At 71.7% G+C, this 16,133-nt stretch carries 21 protein-coding genes; 9 read left to right on the plus strand and 12 right to left on the minus strand.

Going from position 1 to position 16,133, the window contains the following annotated elements; genetic code table 11:
- The first annotated feature begins 74 nt into the window (after window positions 1–74).
- A complete protein-coding gene (locus tag ACFY6U_RS01585) occupies window positions 75–779 on the plus strand; it encodes a hypothetical protein (RefSeq protein WP_390034531.1) in 705 nt (234 codons plus the stop codon).
- Between the two features lie 91 nt (window positions 780–870).
- Here the strand turns inward: ACFY6U_RS01585 and ACFY6U_RS01590 are convergent, their stop codons facing one another.
- From ACFY6U_RS01590 to ACFY6U_RS01605, 4 genes are all read right to left on the minus strand, one after another.
- Complete coding sequence (locus tag ACFY6U_RS01590) at window positions 871–1,383, minus strand: DUF5994 family protein (protein ID WP_390034532.1); 513 nt, start codon at window positions 1,381–1,383, stop codon at window positions 871–873.
- Between the two features lie 205 nt (window positions 1,384–1,588).
- Entirely contained in the window at window positions 1,589–1,954 is a 366-nt protein-coding gene (locus ACFY6U_RS01595; protein ID WP_390034533.1) for a hypothetical protein, read from the minus strand.
- Window positions 1,954–2,625: a hypothetical protein gene (locus tag ACFY6U_RS01600; RefSeq protein WP_390034534.1), complete on the minus strand. Its 672-nt coding sequence runs from the start codon at window positions 2,623–2,625 to the stop codon at window positions 1,954–1,956. The genes ACFY6U_RS01595 and ACFY6U_RS01600 overlap by 1 nt, the downstream gene beginning before the upstream one ends.
- Window positions 2,616–3,206, minus strand: a complete 591-nt coding sequence (locus ACFY6U_RS01605) for an RNA polymerase sigma factor (RefSeq protein WP_390034535.1) — start codon at window positions 3,204–3,206, stop codon at window positions 2,616–2,618. The genes ACFY6U_RS01600 and ACFY6U_RS01605 overlap by 10 nt, the downstream gene beginning before the upstream one ends.
- Before the next feature lie 157 nt (window positions 3,207–3,363).
- On the opposite strand from ACFY6U_RS01605, the gene ACFY6U_RS01610 reads away from it, so the two are divergent.
- The 7 genes from ACFY6U_RS01610 (at window position 3,364) to ACFY6U_RS01640 (ending at window position 7,673) form a co-directional block, all read left to right on the plus strand.
- Entirely contained in the window at window positions 3,364–3,855 is a 492-nt protein-coding gene (locus ACFY6U_RS01610) for an Asp23/Gls24 family envelope stress response protein (protein WP_390035175.1), read from the plus strand.
- 84 nt (window positions 3,856–3,939) lie between these two features.
- Window positions 3,940–4,107 carry a hypothetical protein gene (locus ACFY6U_RS01615; RefSeq protein WP_390034536.1) on the plus strand — a complete coding sequence of 56 codons (168 nt, stop codon included), beginning with the start codon at window positions 3,940–3,942 and terminating at the stop codon, window positions 4,105–4,107.
- On the plus strand, window positions 4,104–4,511 hold the full coding sequence (locus ACFY6U_RS01620; RefSeq protein ID WP_390034537.1) for an Asp23/Gls24 family envelope stress response protein: 408 nt from the start codon (window positions 4,104–4,106) through the stop codon (window positions 4,509–4,511). The genes ACFY6U_RS01615 and ACFY6U_RS01620 overlap by 4 nt, the downstream gene beginning before the upstream one ends.
- A gap of 112 nt (window positions 4,512–4,623) precedes the next feature.
- On the plus strand, window positions 4,624–5,250 hold the full coding sequence (locus ACFY6U_RS01625; protein ID WP_390034538.1) for a DUF6286 domain-containing protein: 627 nt from the start codon (window positions 4,624–4,626) through the stop codon (window positions 5,248–5,250).
- 28 nt (window positions 5,251–5,278) lie between these two features.
- Window positions 5,279–5,887, plus strand: a complete 609-nt coding sequence (locus ACFY6U_RS01630; RefSeq protein ID WP_390034539.1) for an alkaline shock response membrane anchor protein AmaP — start codon at window positions 5,279–5,281, stop codon at window positions 5,885–5,887.
- Window positions 5,888–5,973: 86 nt separating this feature from the next.
- Window positions 5,974–6,129, plus strand: a complete 156-nt coding sequence (locus ACFY6U_RS01635) for a DUF6131 family protein (RefSeq protein WP_390034540.1) — start codon at window positions 5,974–5,976, stop codon at window positions 6,127–6,129.
- 260 nt (window positions 6,130–6,389) lie between these two features.
- Complete coding sequence (locus tag ACFY6U_RS01640; RefSeq protein ID WP_390034541.1) at window positions 6,390–7,673, plus strand: PP2C family protein-serine/threonine phosphatase; 1,284 nt, start codon at window positions 6,390–6,392, stop codon at window positions 7,671–7,673.
- A gap of 73 nt (window positions 7,674–7,746) precedes the next feature.
- Here the strand turns inward: ACFY6U_RS01640 and ACFY6U_RS01645 are convergent, their stop codons facing one another.
- Window positions 7,747–7,908 (minus strand): hypothetical protein, encoded by a 162-nt coding sequence (locus ACFY6U_RS01645; RefSeq protein ID WP_366892773.1) that lies wholly within the window; start codon window positions 7,906–7,908, stop codon window positions 7,747–7,749.
- Window positions 7,909–7,913: 5 nt separating this feature from the next.
- Window positions 7,914–8,516 (minus strand): DUF5994 family protein, encoded by a 603-nt coding sequence (locus ACFY6U_RS01650; protein ID WP_390034542.1) that lies wholly within the window; start codon window positions 8,514–8,516, stop codon window positions 7,914–7,916.
- Between the two features lie 291 nt (window positions 8,517–8,807).
- Between ACFY6U_RS01650 and ACFY6U_RS01655 the strand changes: the two genes are divergently transcribed.
- Entirely contained in the window at window positions 8,808–10,076 is a 1,269-nt protein-coding gene (locus ACFY6U_RS01655) for an ATP-binding protein (protein ID WP_390034543.1), read from the plus strand.
- A 38-nt stretch (window positions 10,077–10,114) separates the two neighbouring features.
- Here the strand turns inward: ACFY6U_RS01655 and ACFY6U_RS01660 are convergent, their stop codons facing one another.
- The 6 genes from ACFY6U_RS01660 to ACFY6U_RS01685 form a co-directional block, all read right to left on the minus strand.
- Window positions 10,115–10,600 carry a DUF5994 family protein gene (locus ACFY6U_RS01660; protein WP_390034544.1) on the minus strand — a complete coding sequence of 162 codons (486 nt, stop codon included), beginning with the start codon at window positions 10,598–10,600 and terminating at the stop codon, window positions 10,115–10,117.
- A 282-nt stretch (window positions 10,601–10,882) separates the two neighbouring features.
- Window positions 10,883–11,155 (minus strand): hypothetical protein, encoded by a 273-nt coding sequence (locus tag ACFY6U_RS01665; RefSeq protein WP_031029805.1) that lies wholly within the window; start codon window positions 11,153–11,155, stop codon window positions 10,883–10,885.
- 262 nt (window positions 11,156–11,417) lie between these two features.
- Window positions 11,418–11,846 carry a DUF5994 family protein gene (locus ACFY6U_RS01670; protein ID WP_390034545.1) on the minus strand — a complete coding sequence of 143 codons (429 nt, stop codon included), beginning with the start codon at window positions 11,844–11,846 and terminating at the stop codon, window positions 11,418–11,420.
- Between the two features lie 335 nt (window positions 11,847–12,181).
- Window positions 12,182–13,426 carry an exo-alpha-sialidase gene (locus tag ACFY6U_RS01675; protein WP_390034546.1) on the minus strand — a complete coding sequence of 415 codons (1,245 nt, stop codon included), beginning with the start codon at window positions 13,424–13,426 and terminating at the stop codon, window positions 12,182–12,184.
- A gap of 168 nt (window positions 13,427–13,594) precedes the next feature.
- Complete coding sequence (locus tag ACFY6U_RS01680; RefSeq protein ID WP_390035176.1) at window positions 13,595–14,536, minus strand: lysylphosphatidylglycerol synthase domain-containing protein; 942 nt, start codon at window positions 14,534–14,536, stop codon at window positions 13,595–13,597.
- Window positions 14,537–14,541: 5 nt separating this feature from the next.
- Entirely contained in the window at window positions 14,542–16,038 is a 1,497-nt protein-coding gene (locus ACFY6U_RS01685) for a hypothetical protein (RefSeq protein WP_390034547.1), read from the minus strand.
- Window positions 16,039–16,133 lie beyond the last annotated feature (95 nt).

The following is a 16,133-nucleotide window of genomic DNA, read 5'->3' on the forward strand; positions in this document are numbered from 1 at the left end:
GGTTGCTGCGCGCAGACGGCCGAGGCCCCTGAGTCCTGTTAGCCAGCCCGCACCTGGGCTGGCACACTGAATCTGTGGTTCCGCTGATGGTCGCGGCCGATCTGGCCGCGTCCTCATCACTCACAGGCGCCGGCGTGGTGTCGGCCTGCGCACTGCTCTTCACCGTCGCGTCGTTCTGGTGGCTCAACGCGAGACAAGGGCGCCTGAGGACGTGGGAGCCTCATGCCTTCGCAGCGATTGTCCACTCGTCCACTGCCCGCCTGCGGCTCCCGCTCGTCCTTCACAACACCGGTCCCAAGCCGATAGTCGTCCAGGACCTCATCCTGACCTTCCCTGACGAGCCCGCTTCCCACCTGCCGCTTCTGTGGGTGTCCTCACCGTCCCGCCTCCAGCCGGGGCCGGACGAGGATGCGAAGCTTCCGGCCGGTTTCGTCGTGCCCGGCAGAGAAGCGCAACAGCTCTTCATCGAGTTCGAGGCACCGTTCTCCGGGTTCATGCCGGAAGCCCGTGACTACAAGGTCCAGCTGCAAGCGCGAGTCGGTCACCGCAAGGGGTGGCGCCGCCTGCTGACATTCACCCTGCGGGCCGCCAACATCATGGATCCGAGTCGCTACACCGTCTACAACAATGCGCCGGTCGAGCTGACGAAGGAAGATCAAAAGAGGGCGGATGCCGCACTCCTTGAACTGTTGAAGGAGCAAGGGCACGACTCAGCTGCGGACGGCAGGAGACAGCGGAATTCTCCGAATGACGAGGGAGACATCGGCACGAGCCGCTAGTACGGCACCCGTCGGCCGAGCGCGTGCCTGCGGCGAGCAGGACATCACGGCCCTGCAGGTCCGCCCGGCCCGAGGACACAGCGGAAGGGACTCAGCAGCGGGCAGCGTCGCTTCCGGCCGCTGCCTCTGCCGCGACAAAAGCTTCGGCCTCATGGATCAGGCCGGTCGCCGTGAGGCTCCGCGACGGGTCGGTGGCCGCGGCCATCAGCCGGGCGGCGATGGCCGGCTCTGTCTCCGGTGGGATCACCAGCAGGTCCCAGCGGCCGACGGTATAGGAGAGCAGCAGCAATTTGTGCGGGTCCTGCTCGGCCTCGAACCAGCCGACGTGCACCACGTGCCCTTGGACGGGCACCTTTCGCGGGATGACGGGCCAGAACGTGGGGTTCACCGTTACTCGGGTGATCCGCCCCCACAGGGGATCGAGGACCTCGATGAGCGCCGGAAGCTCCGCCGTCAGGGAGCGGGAGCGGGGCCACCAGGCACCGTCGATCAGGGCCGGAGCGGTTCCGAGAGGTGCCAGGACGAGTCGGAGGGGCGACGAAGAAGGCGACGAAGAAGGAGTCCGGTCTTCGACCGCGGGCGTCAACAGAATGGTCGCGGTCATGACGCGGACCCAACCCCGGGCCGGTCGTGGCCGACCCGGTTGTCGTGAATCGCCGAGAACGACCCGACGTGGAAGCCGGTGTACGGAAAGCTCTCGGTAATCACCAGGGTACTCCTTGTCGGGCTCCGGCGGACCGATGCGGAGCGATGGGTTGAACGAGAGCACGTGGGAGCGACGGTTCGCGGGGCTTGGCCCGCGCCGCCGCTCATGCCGCGTCGTGCCAGGCGGCAATACCGGTCACCGTGACCGCGACGGTGACCGGCTCCGCGACACCGTGGGTGGCGAGGTGGGTGATGAGGGCGGCTGTCACCCGGTCATGGACGTTTCGGGCGATGTCCAGCGCCCGCCGGCCCTCGGTCAGGACGCAGCGCACCTCGATGTGCCATCCCGAACCGTCCGGCGCCCGGTCGGCGCGAATGCCGGCCTCGGGCGGCGTGGTGTCCACCCGGGTGGGCGCGGCGGCTGCCGCGAGGCGTCGGGCGAGGCGGGGTTGCAGGCCGGCCACGCCAGGAACCGCGAGGGCCGCCTCGGCCGCGACGCCGAGAAGCGCGGTGGTGTCGGTGGCGGTCATCACGTGCCACCGCCCGTCGGGAGGCGGGGGCCGAGGGTTGACCCCGGCTCCAGTACGTCGACCACGGCGATGTCGACGGCTGTCACCGTGAGCCCCAGGTCCTGTCCGGCCGCGTGGAGGACCGATCGGCGTACCTGGTGGACCCGGTCGGGCAGCGGGCGGTCGAGGGAGGCGGCCAGGGTCATGGTCACCCGCACGCCGGTGCCGTTGCCCTCGGGTACGAGTCGGCAGGTCGCGGCCCTGGCACCGGGGACCGTGTCCGCGGCCCGCCTCAGCACCTTCGCCGCGGCGCTCTCGGCGATCCGTAGGTCCAGGTGCGGGTCGGCCAGGGGCAGTATCCGCCCGAAGCGGACCTCTGCCCTGACGACGCCCATGACCCGGTCGGCGAGTGCGTGCAGGCCCGGAGGGTTCTCGTCGCGCAGCGCCCGGGCGGCCGCGTTCACCGTGGCCAGTCCCTCGACTGCCTCCCGGCAGTGCGGACAGGACGCCGGGTGCGGGCCCGCGGCCGGCGGTGCGTCCCGCCCCTGTTCCCAGACCCGGCTGAGCAGGCGGCCGCAGGGCAGTACCTCATCGCCTGCGAACGGGGGCACGTCGGCGGCGGCTGAGCCGTTGCGTGGCCCGCCGGCTCCGGGCGGTTCGGGAGGCCGCGTGTGCGGGTCGTCTAGCGCCATGGGCCCATCGCCTCCTGCAGGGATCGGCGCGCCCTGAACAGTCTGCCGCGTACCGTCTGCTCGCCGGTACGCGTCACGTGCGCTATCTCCTTGTAGGGCAGGCCCTGCACCTCCCTCAGGACCCAGCAGACCCGCTGTCCGGCGTCCAGTTCGGCGAGTGCTCGGCACAGGGCAGCCGTGGCCGCATCCTGCTCGGCGGTCCGGGCGGGCTGGCTCCACGCGTCGCCCGCCGCGGGTTCGGCGACGGTTTCCAGGGGGACGGGCGCCGGTCGGCGGTGTCGCATGGTCTGGCATCGGTTGACGGTGATCCGGTACATCCAGGTGTGGAACTCCGCGCCGTGCCGGTATTCCGGCAGGTGGCGCCAGGCGCTGATGAAGGCGTCCTGGACGGCCTCTTCAGCGTCCTGGGGGTTGCCCAGCATGCAGCGGGCCAGGGTCAGCAGGGACCGGCTGTGCCGCTGGACGAGAACGGCGAAGGAGTCCTCGTCCCCCTCGGCCGCCCGTACGGCCAGCAGTCGGTCCGGCAGGTCGCGTACCGACAGGTCGCGCTCCGGCGTTGGGGAAACATCGTTTTCGATCATGGCGCCCCCGCACAAGGTACCGGACCACCCGTGTACCCGAGAGGGTGGCATGTGACGCACACCACATCTCCCGGGTGTGAGGAATGTGGCGTCCGTGATGTCCAACGCTTCCAAGGGCGCCGCACCGGTGTCCGAGCGACCGATCGAGGCGACCGCCATGACGGACAACATCACCAGCGTCGGCGGGGGCGGCCGGTCCGAAACGGGCGTGAGCCCGCTCACGGGCCGCACCGGGTCGGGGGCTCCGGCCGAGACACGGGGCAAGACCACCATCGCGGACGGTGTGGTGGCCAAGATCGCGGGCATGGCCGCCCGCGAGGTACCGGGCATCCACAGCCTGGGCGCGGGGATGGCCCGCGCGTTCGGCGCCATGCGGGAACGCGTCCCCGGCACAGGCAGCGGCGGAGCGGTCACCCGCGGCGTCAAGGTCGAGGTCGGGGAACGGCAGGCCGCGGTCGACCTGGACGTCGTCGTCGAGTACGGCGTCTCCATCGTCGACGTCGCGGGCGGCGTACGCACCAATGTCATCAGCGCCGTGGAGCGGATGACGGGCCTGGAGGTCGTGGAGGTGAACATCGCCGTCGACGACGTTCACCTGCCCGACGACGAAGAGGAGCAGACCGAACCGGACGAGGGCCGCGTGCGGTGACCGCTGCCGGGACCACCGCCGTGTCCTCGGGCATGAGCGGAGGATCACGGCGAGAGGGACGCTCGCGAGACGGGTGAGTGCAAGATGAACACAGCAACGACCGGACTCGCGGCCGGTATGGCCCTCGGCTTCGCCGGCTACTTCGGCGGCTTCTGGGCATTTCTGCTGGTGCTGGTCCTGGGCGCGGCGGGGCTGATCGTCGGCCTCGTCGTACAGGGCGACATCGACCTCCGGACACGGAGGCAGCGGTGAAGACCCGGCCCGGTTCCCCCGGCGAGGGGTCGGGCCCGCCTACGCCGACCGCCGGGCTGCCGCCCCCGGCCGAGCGGGGCGCCACCGTCATCCCGGACAGGGTGGTCGCCCGTATCGCCACGCAGGCCGCGCGCGCGGCGCAGTCGCGGCGCGCCGCCGTACCGCCCGATCGGGGCGGACCTGCGGCGCCCCACGCCTCCGCCGCCGTCCGTACCGGATCGGTGCGCCTGCATCTGACCATGGACCTGCCCTACCCCACCGACATCCCCCGTGTCTGCGAGCGGATCCAGCAGGACGTCGCCGAACGGGTCGCCCAGCTGACCGGGCTGCGGGTGGGAGAGGTACTCCTCACCGTCCGGCGGCTGGTGACCGCCGCCGACCCGAGCCGGGGGCGGGTCCGGTGAGCGGCCACGCGGCCCGGGTCACCGGGCACGCCGTGGAGGAAAGGCGATCGCGATGACATCCGAGCCACATCCTCCGGGCAGCGGCTCCGCGTCGTCCACGCACCGTGCCGCAGTGCCGCTCACGAAAGAGCCCGACCCTCCCGAACGCGACGTGTCCACCTCGGACCTCACGGCCGGTGAGCGCGACGGCGGCCACCGGACCCGTCGCACGTGGTCCGGGCGCCGCATCACGGCGGCGTCGGTCGCGGCGGTGATCCTCGTGGCCGCGGTCGTGACGCTCGTCGACGTCATAGCCGTACGGGCGGGACGCCCGGCGGCGGCCTGGCGACGGCGCCTGGCCGACGAACTGGCCACCCGCCCGGTGGACGACGTGTGGATGCTGACGGGAGCCGCCGTGGCCGCCGCCGTCGGCGTCTGGCTGATCGTCCTGGCCCTCACCCCCGGTGAGCGCCGCTGGCTGCCCCTGCGCTCGCCCGCCGGCTGCCCGCGAATGCGGGCTTTTCTGGACCGCGACGGCGCCGCCGTCCTGCTGCGCGACGCCGCCATGCGGGTCCCCGGCGTCGGCGCGGCGCACGTCCTGGTGCGCCGCCACCGCATCAAAGCCCGCGCGGACGTCCGCTTCCGCGACCCCCGGCAGGTGAAGGACGACCTCACCGCCGTCCTCGGCGAGGAACGCGACCGGCTGGCCCTCGCCCGTCCTCCCCGTATCGCCGTACGGGTGCGGCGACGCACCCGCTGACGCGAGACCCGCAGCACCGGAGCCCGCCATGACGCCGCGATCCGCACTCAACCGCACTCTGCTGGCCCTCGTCGGACTGGTCCTCCTCGGCGGCGGACTGCTCATCCTCTTCGCCGGACTCGACCTCTATCGGCGGCACGATCTGGCCCCGCCCGCCGGCTGGCCCCTGACCCACCCGGCAGACGTCCTGCTCGGCTCCGCCGACCGGGTCCGCTGGAGCAGCCAGGGCTGGTGGTGGTGGCCCGCGGTCATCGCCGCCCTCGTCGTCGCGGCTCTGCTCGCCCTGTGGTGGCTGCTCGCCCAGCTGAGCCGGCGTCGCCCCGGCTCCCTGCCCGTCGGCGGCACACCCCCGCAGGAGGGCGTCGAACTGCGCGACCGCGCACTCAGTGACGCGATCGCGACCGAGGCCGGTGCCCTGCCGGGGGTCGGCCATGCGGCCGTACACATCACCGGCCGACCGGCCCGCCACCGCACCCGCGTCAAGCTCACCCTCACCCCCGAGGGCACGCCCGGCGCCACTCTCGGTGCCCTGTGTGAAGGCCCGCTCCACACCGCCCGGCGGTCCACCGGCCTTGCTGACATGCCCACCGAGGTCCACCTGCAGGTCGCCCGCCACAAACCACACCGGGTGGAGTAAGGAAGGCATCGACCGTTCCCACCCCAACGCGCTTTCAGTCCCTCGTAGTTCGCAGGGAATCAGCACTACTCCCCAAAGGAGAGATCATGATCATCCTGGGCGTCATTCTGCTCGTCGTCGGCTTCCTCACCGGGATATCCATCCTGTGGACCATCGGGATCATCCTGCTGGTCGTCGGAGCCATCCTGTGGATCCTCGGCGCGATGGGACACGCCGTCGCCGGTCGACGCCACTACTGGTAGTCGGGACCCTGCCCCGCGGGCAGTGAGCCGGGCCGCGGGCAGGGCGGCAGACGTCGCGGACCCCTCAAAACGTTCGCGGCGCCGGAGCGGCCGATCCGGCAGAGGTCGCCACCGGTGCCGACCAGCCGCCGCGGCTCGGACGCGGCGCGCACGAGCGCACGGCAAGTCCCACGCCGCGTCGGCCGGTGAGTCCCTGTCGGGAGTTGGTATGCACAGCGCCTTCGTGAAGATCCGCCAGAACGTCCCCCCGGGCCACGGCGATGGCGGGCGGTGAGCGGCGGGAACCCGGGGAAGGCTCCGCCCGGTCGGAGCACTTCGGGGAGGAGTTTCTGGGAGTCCTGCTCGACCAGGGGCACGAGTTGCCGCCGCACCAGCTCGGTCCGCTCGTCGCACGGCAGATCGGCAGGCTCGACGGCCGCGAGACCTCGCTCTTCCTGCAGGACTACGGCCAGGTGTGGCTGGTCCCCCTGCCGGGTGACGGGCTGGCGGCCGGGGAACCGCAGCCGATCGACGGCTCCGACGTCGGCCGAGCCTTCCGGGAAGCGCGTCCCGTGGAGGTGCCGCAGGCCGACGGTGTGCGGATCTACCTGCCTCTGCTCGACGGTGGCGACCAGGTGGGCGTCATGGCCGTCACCCTGGACCGCATCCACGACGACGAGCGACGGCTGCTGCGCCGACTCGCCTCGCTCGTGGCCGACATGCTGGTGACCAAGCACGGTTACACCGATCTGTTCTTCCGGCTGCGCCGCAGAGAACCGATGAGTGTGGCGGCGGAGATCCAGTGGTCGCTGCTGCCACCGCTGGCGATGTTCACGCCCCGGGTCGAGCTGGCCGGAATGCTGGAACCCGCCTACGACGTGGCCGGCGACAGCTTCGACTACGCCCTCAACGGCGATGTCCTGCAGGTGGCCATGGTCGACGCGATGGGCCATGGACTGGATGCCGCCACGATGGCCACGGTGGTCATCGGAGCCTACCGGCATGCCCGGCGCATCGGCGTCGGCCTGTCGGAGATCTATGCGTTCATGGATCGGGCCGTCGCCGTGCAGTTCGGCCCCGACCACTTCGTGACCGCACAGATGATGCGGCTCGACACAGTCACGGGCAGGCTTCAGTGGGTCAACGCCGGACATCCTGCTCCTCTGCTGATCCGTGGACACCGTGTCGTACGACGGCTGCGGGGCCCGACGACGCTGCCCGTCGGCTTCGGCGGTCACGAGCCCCGGATCAGTGAAGTGGCCCTCGAGCCCGGCGACCGGATCATGTGCTTCACCGACGGACTGATCGAGGAGCGCGATGTCGACGGTGAGGAATTCGGTGAGGAACAGCTCATCGACTGGGTGAACCGCCTTGGTCCCACGGCGCGGCAGATCCGGACGGTGGCGCGCAGCCTCTCCCACACGCTGCAACGGGCGCGGGGCGGGATCACGACGGACGACGCGACGCTCCTGCTGATCGAATGGCGCGGGGCGCCACCGACCGCCTCGCCCTCCTGGAGTGAGCCGGCAGCCGCACCACCAGGGACATGGCCGAAGACACGCTGACCGTTACACTCCCGCCGCTGTCTGCGAACGTCCTACCGGCGGAGCCGGCTCCGCGATCCTCCTCGGAGCGGGTTCACTTCTCCGTACGGTGCCATGGCGAGAACCGCCACCGCCGGGTACGGCCGGAGGCCAGGGTCTCCATGCGATCATCGTGGCTCGCGGTGAACAGCTGGATCACGATCACACCAAAGACGATCATCGCGAGGAGCACACTCACCGTCACCAGGGTGCCCATGTATCTCACACTCCTACTGCCGGGGTGGGCATGTGGCCGGTGACCGGTCCGTCAGGAGTACGCGACGTGGGGTGGCGGGCGTCATGCCCGCCCTCGGAGTCCCAGACCGCCTCCCGGAGCGAGTCCGAGTCTGCCGCTGCCTCTGCCGCGGCGAAGGCTTCGGCCTCATGGATCAGGCCGGTCGCCGTGAGGCTCCGCGACGGGTCGGTGGCCGTGGCCATGAGCCGGGCCGCGGTGGCCGGCCCTGTCTCCGGTGGGATCACCAGCAGGTTCCAGCAGCCGAACGTGTAGGACAGCAGCAACAGCTTGTGCGGGTCTTCCCCGGCGTTGGACCAGCCGACGCGCACCATGTGGCCGTGCGCGGGCACTTCTCCCGGAATGACCGGCCAGAACGTGCGGCTCACCGCTATCCGGGTGATCCGCCCCCACAGCGGGTCGAGACGTTCGACGAGCGCCGGGAGCTGCTCCGTCAGGTTGCGCGAACGGGGCCACCAGGCACCGTCGATCAGGGCCGGAGGGGCGACGGCCGGCGCCAGCGTGAGTCGGAGGGGTGACGAGGAAGGCGCCCGGGCTTCGACTGCGGGTATGAACGGAATGGTCGCGGTCATGGCGCGGACCCAACCCCGGGCCGGTCACGGCCGGCCCGGTTGTCATCAATCGCCGAGAACGACCCGGCGTGGAAGCCGGTGTACGAGATGCTCTCGGTAATCACCAGGATACTCCTCGCCGAGGCCCGGCGGACTGATGGGGAGCGACGGGCCGAACGGAACACGAGGCGTGACCCGACTACGGCCAGAGCGATCCGTGCCACCAGGGCGCACTCGTGGCCGACGCCTGTCGCGCGCGTCCTGCGGGCATCGGCTGATGATGGGAGTACGGCCGAACACGCGGAGCTGATCATGACGGGTTGGCGGGTCAGGGACTACACCCAGGACGATCTCGAAGCGCTGATCCGAGTCGACATGGAGAGCAGCACGACCGAGGAGCCGCCGCTCTTCCCGCTCTCGGACGCCGTGACGGCCCTCCAGACCCGCCACCCGGCTGTGGTGGCCACGGCCGACGACGTGCTGATCGGCGCCGCGGTGAGCAGGGTGGAGGGCGAACGGGCATGGATCCTGCGCATCTGCATGGCGCCCACCTGGCGGCAGCGCGGGCTGGGCAGTGCCCTGATCACCACCCTTGAGCAACGGCTCTTCGCCGCCGGCGTCCGAGCGGTGCACGCCGTCCTTCCCGAGGGCGAGACCGGTGCCATCGCCCTGCGCAACTGCGACTTCGGCGCCCGCCCCGGCCTGGTCTTCTTCGAAAAGCGCGGGCCGGTGAGCCCACAGTCGGCCGACACGCTGTCCTCGCTCGGAGCGGAGCTGCCGCCGGGGGGACTGTGGCAGAAGGTCGCGGGCATGCAACGGGAGAAGCAGCTCATCGAGCGGCGCCTGGTCCTGCCGCTGGCCCATCCCGAACTGGCCGCCCAGCACGGAGTGGAACTGCCCCGGGCGGTGATGCTGTTCGGCCCGCCCGGGACCGGCAAGAGCACGTTCGCGCACGCGATCGCCAGCCGCCTGGGATGGCCCTTCCTCGAACTGTTCCCCGCCCGTCTGGCCGCCGAGTACGGCCTGGCGACCGGGCTGAACCGGCGCTTCGACGAGATCGCCCGGCTGGACCACGTCCTCGCCTTCATCGACGAGGTCGAGGAGATCGCCGGCGAACGCGGCGGCGCGGACGCGACCGCTGTCGGCGTCGTCAACGAACTGCTCAAGGCGATCGTCCGGTTCCGAAGCCAGGACGGACGGCTGCTCGTGTGTGCCACGAACAACGTGACCACGCTCGACTCCGCGTTCCTGCGGCACGGCCGCTTCGACTACGTGCTGCCGATCGGCCCTCCCGACCACACCGCCAGGACCGCACTGTGGGAGAGCTACCTGGGCCGAGCGGGCGCGCGGGCCGACAGCGCGGTACTCGCGTCCGCCAGCGAGGGGTTCACCCCCGCCGACATCGCCCACGCGGCGCGCACCGTCTCCCAGGCCCAGTTCGAGCGCACCTTCGACACCGGAACCCGGACCACCCCCACCACCGACGACTACCTGGACACGATCCGCGACACCAAGCCCACGGTCAGCTCCGCCATGGCCCAGGAATTCGGCCAGCAGACGGAGAAGTTCGCCCGCATCTAGCGTCCAGGGCGATAAAGAGTCGATCTGCGACGGACGTGTCAGGACGGCGTGGGTGGCGTGTCGCCGCCCGTATCGATGAGGATCTGTCTGGCGTCGGTGACGTTGTCGGCCCGTATGGCCCTGGCCATCGCGGCGCGTGCCGCGGCGGGCGACGTGTCCGGAGGGACCAGCATCAGGGAGAAATGGTCCCGGTCGCCCCGGGTGACGAGGACGGTGTCGTCAGCGACCGGGAAGGAGTCGATGTGGACGATTCGGCCGTCGACCGTCACCCGGGTCGGCAGTTCGTCCCAGGCGCTGCCGTCCAGACCGACCCGGGTGACAGGCCCGAGGTACTCGGCCAACGCGGAGATCAACGAGGGGAGCTCGGCGCCGATGTCCCGGGACCGCGGCCACCATGCGCCGTCCAGGATCCCCTCGCGTGCGTGTGTCGTCTCCAGCCGCAGCAGGGCCGTTCCGGGTTTCACCGACCGGTGGACGGCATCCGGCAGGAGCCCGGGGAGGTCGGGGGTGTCTGAGTCGGCCATGGTGTCCGCCCGTCCGCAGAGAGCAGTGCGACCGCAGAGCGTGCGACCGCGATACGGCTCTGCTCCCTCACGGTACTCCGCACCATGCTCGCGCGAGCGCTTCGCCGCAGAGCGGTTACGGAAGCAGACAACGGCTCCGGCGTATACCCGCCGGAGCCGCCCTTCCGGGTCATTGCACGTGAGCGTGCGCCGACCCGGTTTCCACGTTACGCCAAAGGGATTGATCCGGCACAGGCAGTCCCTGCGAAGGTTCACTTCGGTCCGAGAAGCCGACACGGCTGCTCAGCCACGCCCTTCCTCTTCCGTCTCCATCTGCCGGATCCCCTGGTGCGTCAGCGTGATCATCGCGGGCGTGTTGCCCCTCCCCCAGTCCACGACGACCCAGCCTTCGCCCGCCAGGTACATACAGGCAGCGGCCATGTCCTGCTCAGGGATACCGAGGTCGGTGCGGAGCTTCGCCCCATCGACGCCCAGGAGGCGATTGCCCTCGGCGGCTTGGTACAGAGCCTGCATGATCCTCTCGCGGTACGTCTTCCGGTCTCGCAATATCGCCATGACGCGCCTTCCTCTACTGCCCACGGTCGGACCGAAGTCGATGTCATCCGCGGTCGCCGTCGCGGTGGGGCGCGTCGGAACGGTCGCATCCACCGCCGACCGACCGGGCCGCCGGGGCCGACGCCCGGTCCCCGGCAGAACACCGCCGTAGTGGAAGGCGGCGATCCGCGCGTCATGCTGAGCGTTGAGCCGGTGGATCAGAGCGACTCCGACGGCGATCAGAAGGAGCAGCACGGCCACGGCGATGACAGTCATGGCTCTCTCACCTCCGCCGACCGGCGGGCGAAGGCAGGGCCGGAGCCTTGATGCCGTCGCCCGCCATCAGCTGCGCGGCTGCCTCCGCACCGGTTTCCGGCGGAATCACCAGCACGTCTCGGCGACCATCGGGCAGGGACAGAGTAAGTCTGTGCGGATCCTGGGCCTCGGTGGACCAGCCCACCTGCACGGTACGCCCGGCGACGGACACCCAGTGCGGGATGACGGGCCAGTAGGCCGGATGCACGGTGACACCCGTGATGCGGCCCCAATGTTCGACCAGTGCGGCCGTCAGGGTGGGCAGCTCACGGGTGAGGGCACGGGACCGAGGCCACCACATGCCGTCCAGCCCGCCCGGCGCGGGCGACAGGGACAGCCGGGCCGACTGCGGGGGCGCGCGCCTGGTCGATGTCGTACGGTCGATGGTCACGGGCATGGCGCGGACCTGTCCCCGGGCTCGTGGGTGGGCCCGGCATTGTCGATCACCGGAAACGGCACCCGCAGCGGAGCCGGCACGCGAAGAACTCCCGGTTTCTTCACACTACTCCGCTCACCGGCCGGAAAAGCCGGGGGTGACCAGGTGCTTTCCCGCCTCCGGAGCCTGCGCGCCGGTGCCCGGCACCGGCGCGGTCAGAGGTTCTGGCCGCAGTATCCGGTGATCGCAGTGGGTACGGCGAGGGTCGCGGCCCAGCCCGTCACCTTCTTCGTGATCACTTTCACGCACGATCCGGTGCGGCGTCCGCGTCCCGGGTCCGGCCGGGCACGGGACTCCTACTGGGCGTCCGCCGACACATCCGTCACCGGAACCCGCCGGAACTCGATCGTCTCGTACGCCGTCCGAACGCCCGTTTCATACAGGATTCCCACGCTCCGGCCGTCAACCTGAACGAGGTCCGAGTACCCGGCCTTCCGCGCGGACAAGGTCAGCGCCTTGCCGAAGGACCGGCCCCCGTCCGTGCTGCTCCACAACGCCATGGCCGCGCGGTCGGTCGGCACGGAGGGTCCCGAGAACAGCAGGTTCCCCTCCTTCCCGGCCAGTTGCAGCACGCTTCCCTCCACCAAGGGCACGTCGTTCAGCGAACGCTGCTCCGCATAGCCCCGGTCCAGGCTGGCGCCCCCGTCACCGGAGTAGGCGTCCAGGCGGTTCCCCGAGCTCGTGCCCTTCTGGTTCCGGGCACTGAAGTACAGGCGTCCGTCCGGCAGTTGGGCCGCTGTCGACTCGTTGGCGTTGTACACACCCTCGTAGGAGTCGTCGACGAAGCCGAGGTGCCAGGTTTTCCCGCCGTCGTCGCTGTAGATGGCGTGCGCCCCGTAGTACTTGGGCTCCTGGCCGGTGTCCGGCGACCCCGGAGGCGGCGCGGAGGAGTGGTTCGCCGGGACCACCAGCCGCCCCGCGTGGTCACCCCGCGTCAGCGCGACGGCGTGGCCCGGCCCCGTGGCGTACCAGCGCCAGTCCGGCTTCTTCACCTCCGACGTGATCTCCCGCGGGGCGGAGAAGGAGCGCCCGTCGTCCTCGCTCGTCTGCACGAACACCCGCCGGCCCTGCTCACCCGTGGCCTCACCGCGCAGAATCTGCGCTTCGGTGACGTCACCGCTGTGGTAAGAGGTGACGAGCACGATGTTCCCGGTCCGGGGATCGACGACCGGGGACGGGTTGCCCCGGGTGTTCCCGTCGCCCTCAGCGACGACCTGCAGCCGCCCCCACGTGCATCCGCCGTCCTGCGACCTCCTGAGCACGACGTCGATGTCGCCGTGGTCCGCCCTGCCCCCGACCCGGCCTTCGGCGAAGGCGAGCAGGGTCCCGGCGCGCGTGCGGACGACGGCGGGAATGCGGTAACTGCCGTAGCCGCCCACGCCCGAGACATACGGAACGGAGGAGGTGCAGCTTCGTTCCGGCCCGGCATCCGCGTTGCCGGCCCGGTCCGCCCAGGGCCGGACGGAGACCACGAGTGCAGCGAGGCCGATCGCGACAGCACCGAGCACGGACGTACGACGGCTCGGGAAGGGACGGCTCATTGCTCTCCAGGTCAGCGGGACGACCCAGCCGAACCTAAAGGCGTGGCCGTGACGCGACAACACCCTTGAGGTGAAGGGGAAATGAAGGACGGGGTGGCCGGGCGGGCCGGCGAGGCGGTCCCCCGGGCAGCCCTGCCGGCCGAGATGCGGGACGAGAACCGGTTCGGCTCACAGGGCCGAGCGGCGGGCCAGCAGCGCCAGGACCAGCAGCCCGGGGGCCATCGGCAGCCATCCGGTCAGCAGGCGGTAGCCGAGGACCGCCGAGACCGCCGCCGGTCCGGGTGCGCCGGCCGCCGTGAGCGCCAGGGCCAGCGCGGCGTCCAGCGAACCCAGTCCGCCCGGCGTCGGCAGCAGCGCCGCGGCGCCGCTGGCGACCAGGTAGGCCATGACGACACGGCTCGTGGGAAGGCCGAGGCCGATCGCGTGGACCACGGCGACGACCACCCCGGCATGCAGCAGAGCGAACCCGACGGAGCCGCCCCACAGCGCCCAGGCCCGCGCCCGGCACCGGTGCACGGCCCGCACGTCGGCGAAGGCCCTGCTCACCGCTCGTCCGAGGCGGCCGTGGAGCGCGACCGTCAGCGCGGCGGCTCCGACCACCACCGGCACCAGCAGGACCAGTCCGTGCGGGACCCGCGCGGAGAGACGGACCGTGCCGGGCGAGGCGACCAGCAGGGCCACCCCGAGCACGCACCGGACCGTCCCGCCGACCGCCGCCTTCACCGCCAGTGCGGTCGCCGAGCGCCGGGTGGACAGCCCGCACCGCGTCAGGAACCGCAGGTTGACCACCGCCGCACCGGCACCCGCCGGAAGGAGGTGGTTGGCCGCGCCCGCCGCGAACTGCGCCGCCACCAGCCGCCCCCTGGGCAGCCGTTCGACCACCGCCCCCTGCTGTGCCACGGCCGCGCACACCCAGGTGCCCGCCGCGGCGAGGCAGGCGAGCACCAGCCACTCCCCGTCGGCGGCGGCCAGCCGGTCGGTACCGCTGTCCAGCGTGGCCCGGTGCGCGACGAGCATCCCGCCGGCGGCCACCAGCACCAGCAGGGTGATGCCCAGTCGGACGTACAGGCGCCGACCCGAGGTCACCGCCAGGCTCTCGGCCGCGGTCACGGCGGTCACCTCCCCTGCCGTACGACGGGATCCATGTACGCCCGGAGAGCGCCGACCCGCTGCTCGGCCCAGGTGCGCGCGTACGCGGGTGGACGGCTCCCCGGCCGAACGAGGACGGCGAAGGCCGTGCCGTGGGCGGCGCGTTTCAGCTCGGCCACGGTGGTGCTGGCGTCGTGCCCCGCCGTCTGGGCGGAGCCGCAGCCGGTGTAGAAGGCGATCGGCACGGCGTCGTAGCCGCTGAGCAGGCACGGCGGCCGTACGCCACGTGTGTGCAGGGCGGCGGCGGTGCGGGCCCAGTCGGCGCGGGAGGCGGCGGAGCTGTGCACGGTGTGTTCCAGGACGACGTACTGCACGGCCAGATGGCCTGCCAGGCCGACCGCCACCAGGCCGACGGCCAGGGCGCGCCCGGCCCGGTGGGACGGGGCGGTCACCAGGTGGACGAGGCCCAGGGCGACGGGGAGGGCGAGCAGGGCGTAGGCGGGCAGCAGGAAGCGGGGGGCCGCGTAACCGATGAGGAACAGGTAGGGGATCGCGGCCGTGGCGGCGCAGGCCCCCGGCAGCAGGACGGGCAGGGCCCGCCGGGCGCGGACGGCGACCACCGCGCCGAGGACGGCGAGGAGCGGCAGCGCGAACCACCACAGGGTCACCGCCGGGTTGGGGGCCGCTCCGGTGCAGGGGCGGCACAGGGTGCGACCGCCGAGGCTGCGCAGTTGGTCGACCACGGCGAGGTGCCGGCCGAGGCCGCCCTGGATGGCGGAGGCGGCGGACAGGCGCCGCGCCAGGCCTCCGTAGCTCGTGTACGCCTCGATCACCCACTCGCCGCCACCCGCCACCAGCCCCGCGGCCAGCACGGCGAGCAGACGGGGGCGGCGCGGGCGGCGCAGGGCGAGAGCGAGCAGGGGCAGCACGACGTAGACCGCGTCCATCGGGCGCATCCACGCCATCAGCGCCGCGCCCGCGAACACACCCCACCAGGCCGCCCGGTCCCGGGGGTTCGCGCGGGCGCGCAGGAAGCAGCCGACGCAGGCCAGGGCGCCGATGGCGACCCAGTAGTTGGGCATGGCCTCGGAGCCGTAGAACAACGTCACCCACAGCGAGGCGAACAGGGCGCCCGCCAGGGCCAGGACGCCGGGCCCGAGGTGGCCCCGCCAGACGCGCAGGGCGAGGTAGAGGGCGAGGCCGGAGAGGACGGCCAGGTAGATCCGTAGCAGGACCGTGGAGTCGGACCACGACGCGACCGGCGCGACGAGGAGCGAGATGCCGCGGGAGCGGGGCGCGCTGAAGTAGGCGGCGGGAACGTGACCGCTGACCTGGCTGACGTAGACGGTCTCGTCCCAGCCGAGACCGATGTCCGGCCGGACGAGGACGAGCTGGGCGAGCGTGAAGGCGGCCGCGACCGCCCCGAGCCGGGGCTCGGCCCGCGCACGCCGCGGCCGGACGGCCTCCGCCGGGAGGCCGGTGCCAGCGGCACCGGTCGTCGTGGCGTTCGGGCCGTCGGCCATCTCGCACCTCTCCTCGTCACACGCCCCGGAACCGGCCGGGAGCCGGAACCTCCTACAGCCCGTAGGAGGACATCCCACCCTACGGTTTGTAGGGT

The sequence above is a fragment of the Streptomyces sp. NPDC013157 genome (assembly GCF_042899865.1).
Lineage (GTDB): Bacteria > Actinomycetota > Actinomycetes > Streptomycetales > Streptomycetaceae > Streptomyces.

Coding starts and splice junctions, on each gene's coding strand:
- ACFY6U_RS01605 (WP_390034535.1), bottom strand. CDS start 3,206: ATGATCGAAAACGATGTTTCCCCAACGCCGGAGCGCGACCTGTCGGTA.
- ACFY6U_RS01685 (WP_390034547.1), bottom strand. CDS start 16,038: ATGGCCGACGGCCCGAACGCCACGACGACCGGTGCCGCTGGCACCGGC.
- ACFY6U_RS01655 (WP_390034543.1), top strand. CDS start 8,808: ATGACGGGTTGGCGGGTCAGGGACTACACCCAGGACGATCTCGAAGCG.
- ACFY6U_RS01650 (WP_390034542.1), bottom strand. CDS start 8,516: ATGACCGCGACCATTCCGTTCATACCCGCAGTCGAAGCCCGGGCGCCT.
- ACFY6U_RS01590 (WP_390034532.1), bottom strand. CDS start 1,383: ATGACCGCGACCATTCTGTTGACGCCCGCGGTCGAAGACCGGACTCCT.
- ACFY6U_RS01640 (WP_390034541.1), top strand. CDS start 6,390: ATGGCGGGCGGTGAGCGGCGGGAACCCGGGGAAGGCTCCGCCCGGTCG.
- ACFY6U_RS01600 (WP_390034534.1), bottom strand. CDS start 2,625: ATGGCGCTAGACGACCCGCACACGCGGCCTCCCGAACCGCCCGGAGCC.
- ACFY6U_RS01615 (WP_390034536.1), top strand. CDS start 3,940: ATGAACACAGCAACGACCGGACTCGCGGCCGGTATGGCCCTCGGCTTC.
- ACFY6U_RS01635 (WP_390034540.1), top strand. CDS start 5,974: ATGATCATCCTGGGCGTCATTCTGCTCGTCGTCGGCTTCCTCACCGGG.
- ACFY6U_RS01675 (WP_390034546.1), bottom strand. CDS start 13,426: ATGAGCCGTCCCTTCCCGAGCCGTCGTACGTCCGTGCTCGGTGCTGTC.
- ACFY6U_RS01610 (WP_390035175.1), top strand. CDS start 3,364: ATGACGGACAACATCACCAGCGTCGGCGGGGGCGGCCGGTCCGAAACG.
- ACFY6U_RS01670 (WP_390034545.1), bottom strand. CDS start 11,846: ATGCCCGTGACCATCGACCGTACGACATCGACCAGGCGCGCGCCCCCG.
- ACFY6U_RS01645 (WP_366892773.1), bottom strand. CDS start 7,908: ATGGGCACCCTGGTGACGGTGAGTGTGCTCCTCGCGATGATCGTCTTT.
- ACFY6U_RS01665 (WP_031029805.1), bottom strand. CDS start 11,155: ATGGCGATATTGCGAGACCGGAAGACGTACCGCGAGAGGATCATGCAG.
- ACFY6U_RS01630 (WP_390034539.1), top strand. CDS start 5,279: ATGACGCCGCGATCCGCACTCAACCGCACTCTGCTGGCCCTCGTCGGA.
- ACFY6U_RS01595 (WP_390034533.1), bottom strand. CDS start 1,954: ATGACCGCCACCGACACCACCGCGCTTCTCGGCGTCGCGGCCGAGGCG.
- ACFY6U_RS01660 (WP_390034544.1), bottom strand. CDS start 10,600: ATGGCCGACTCAGACACCCCCGACCTCCCCGGGCTCCTGCCGGATGCC.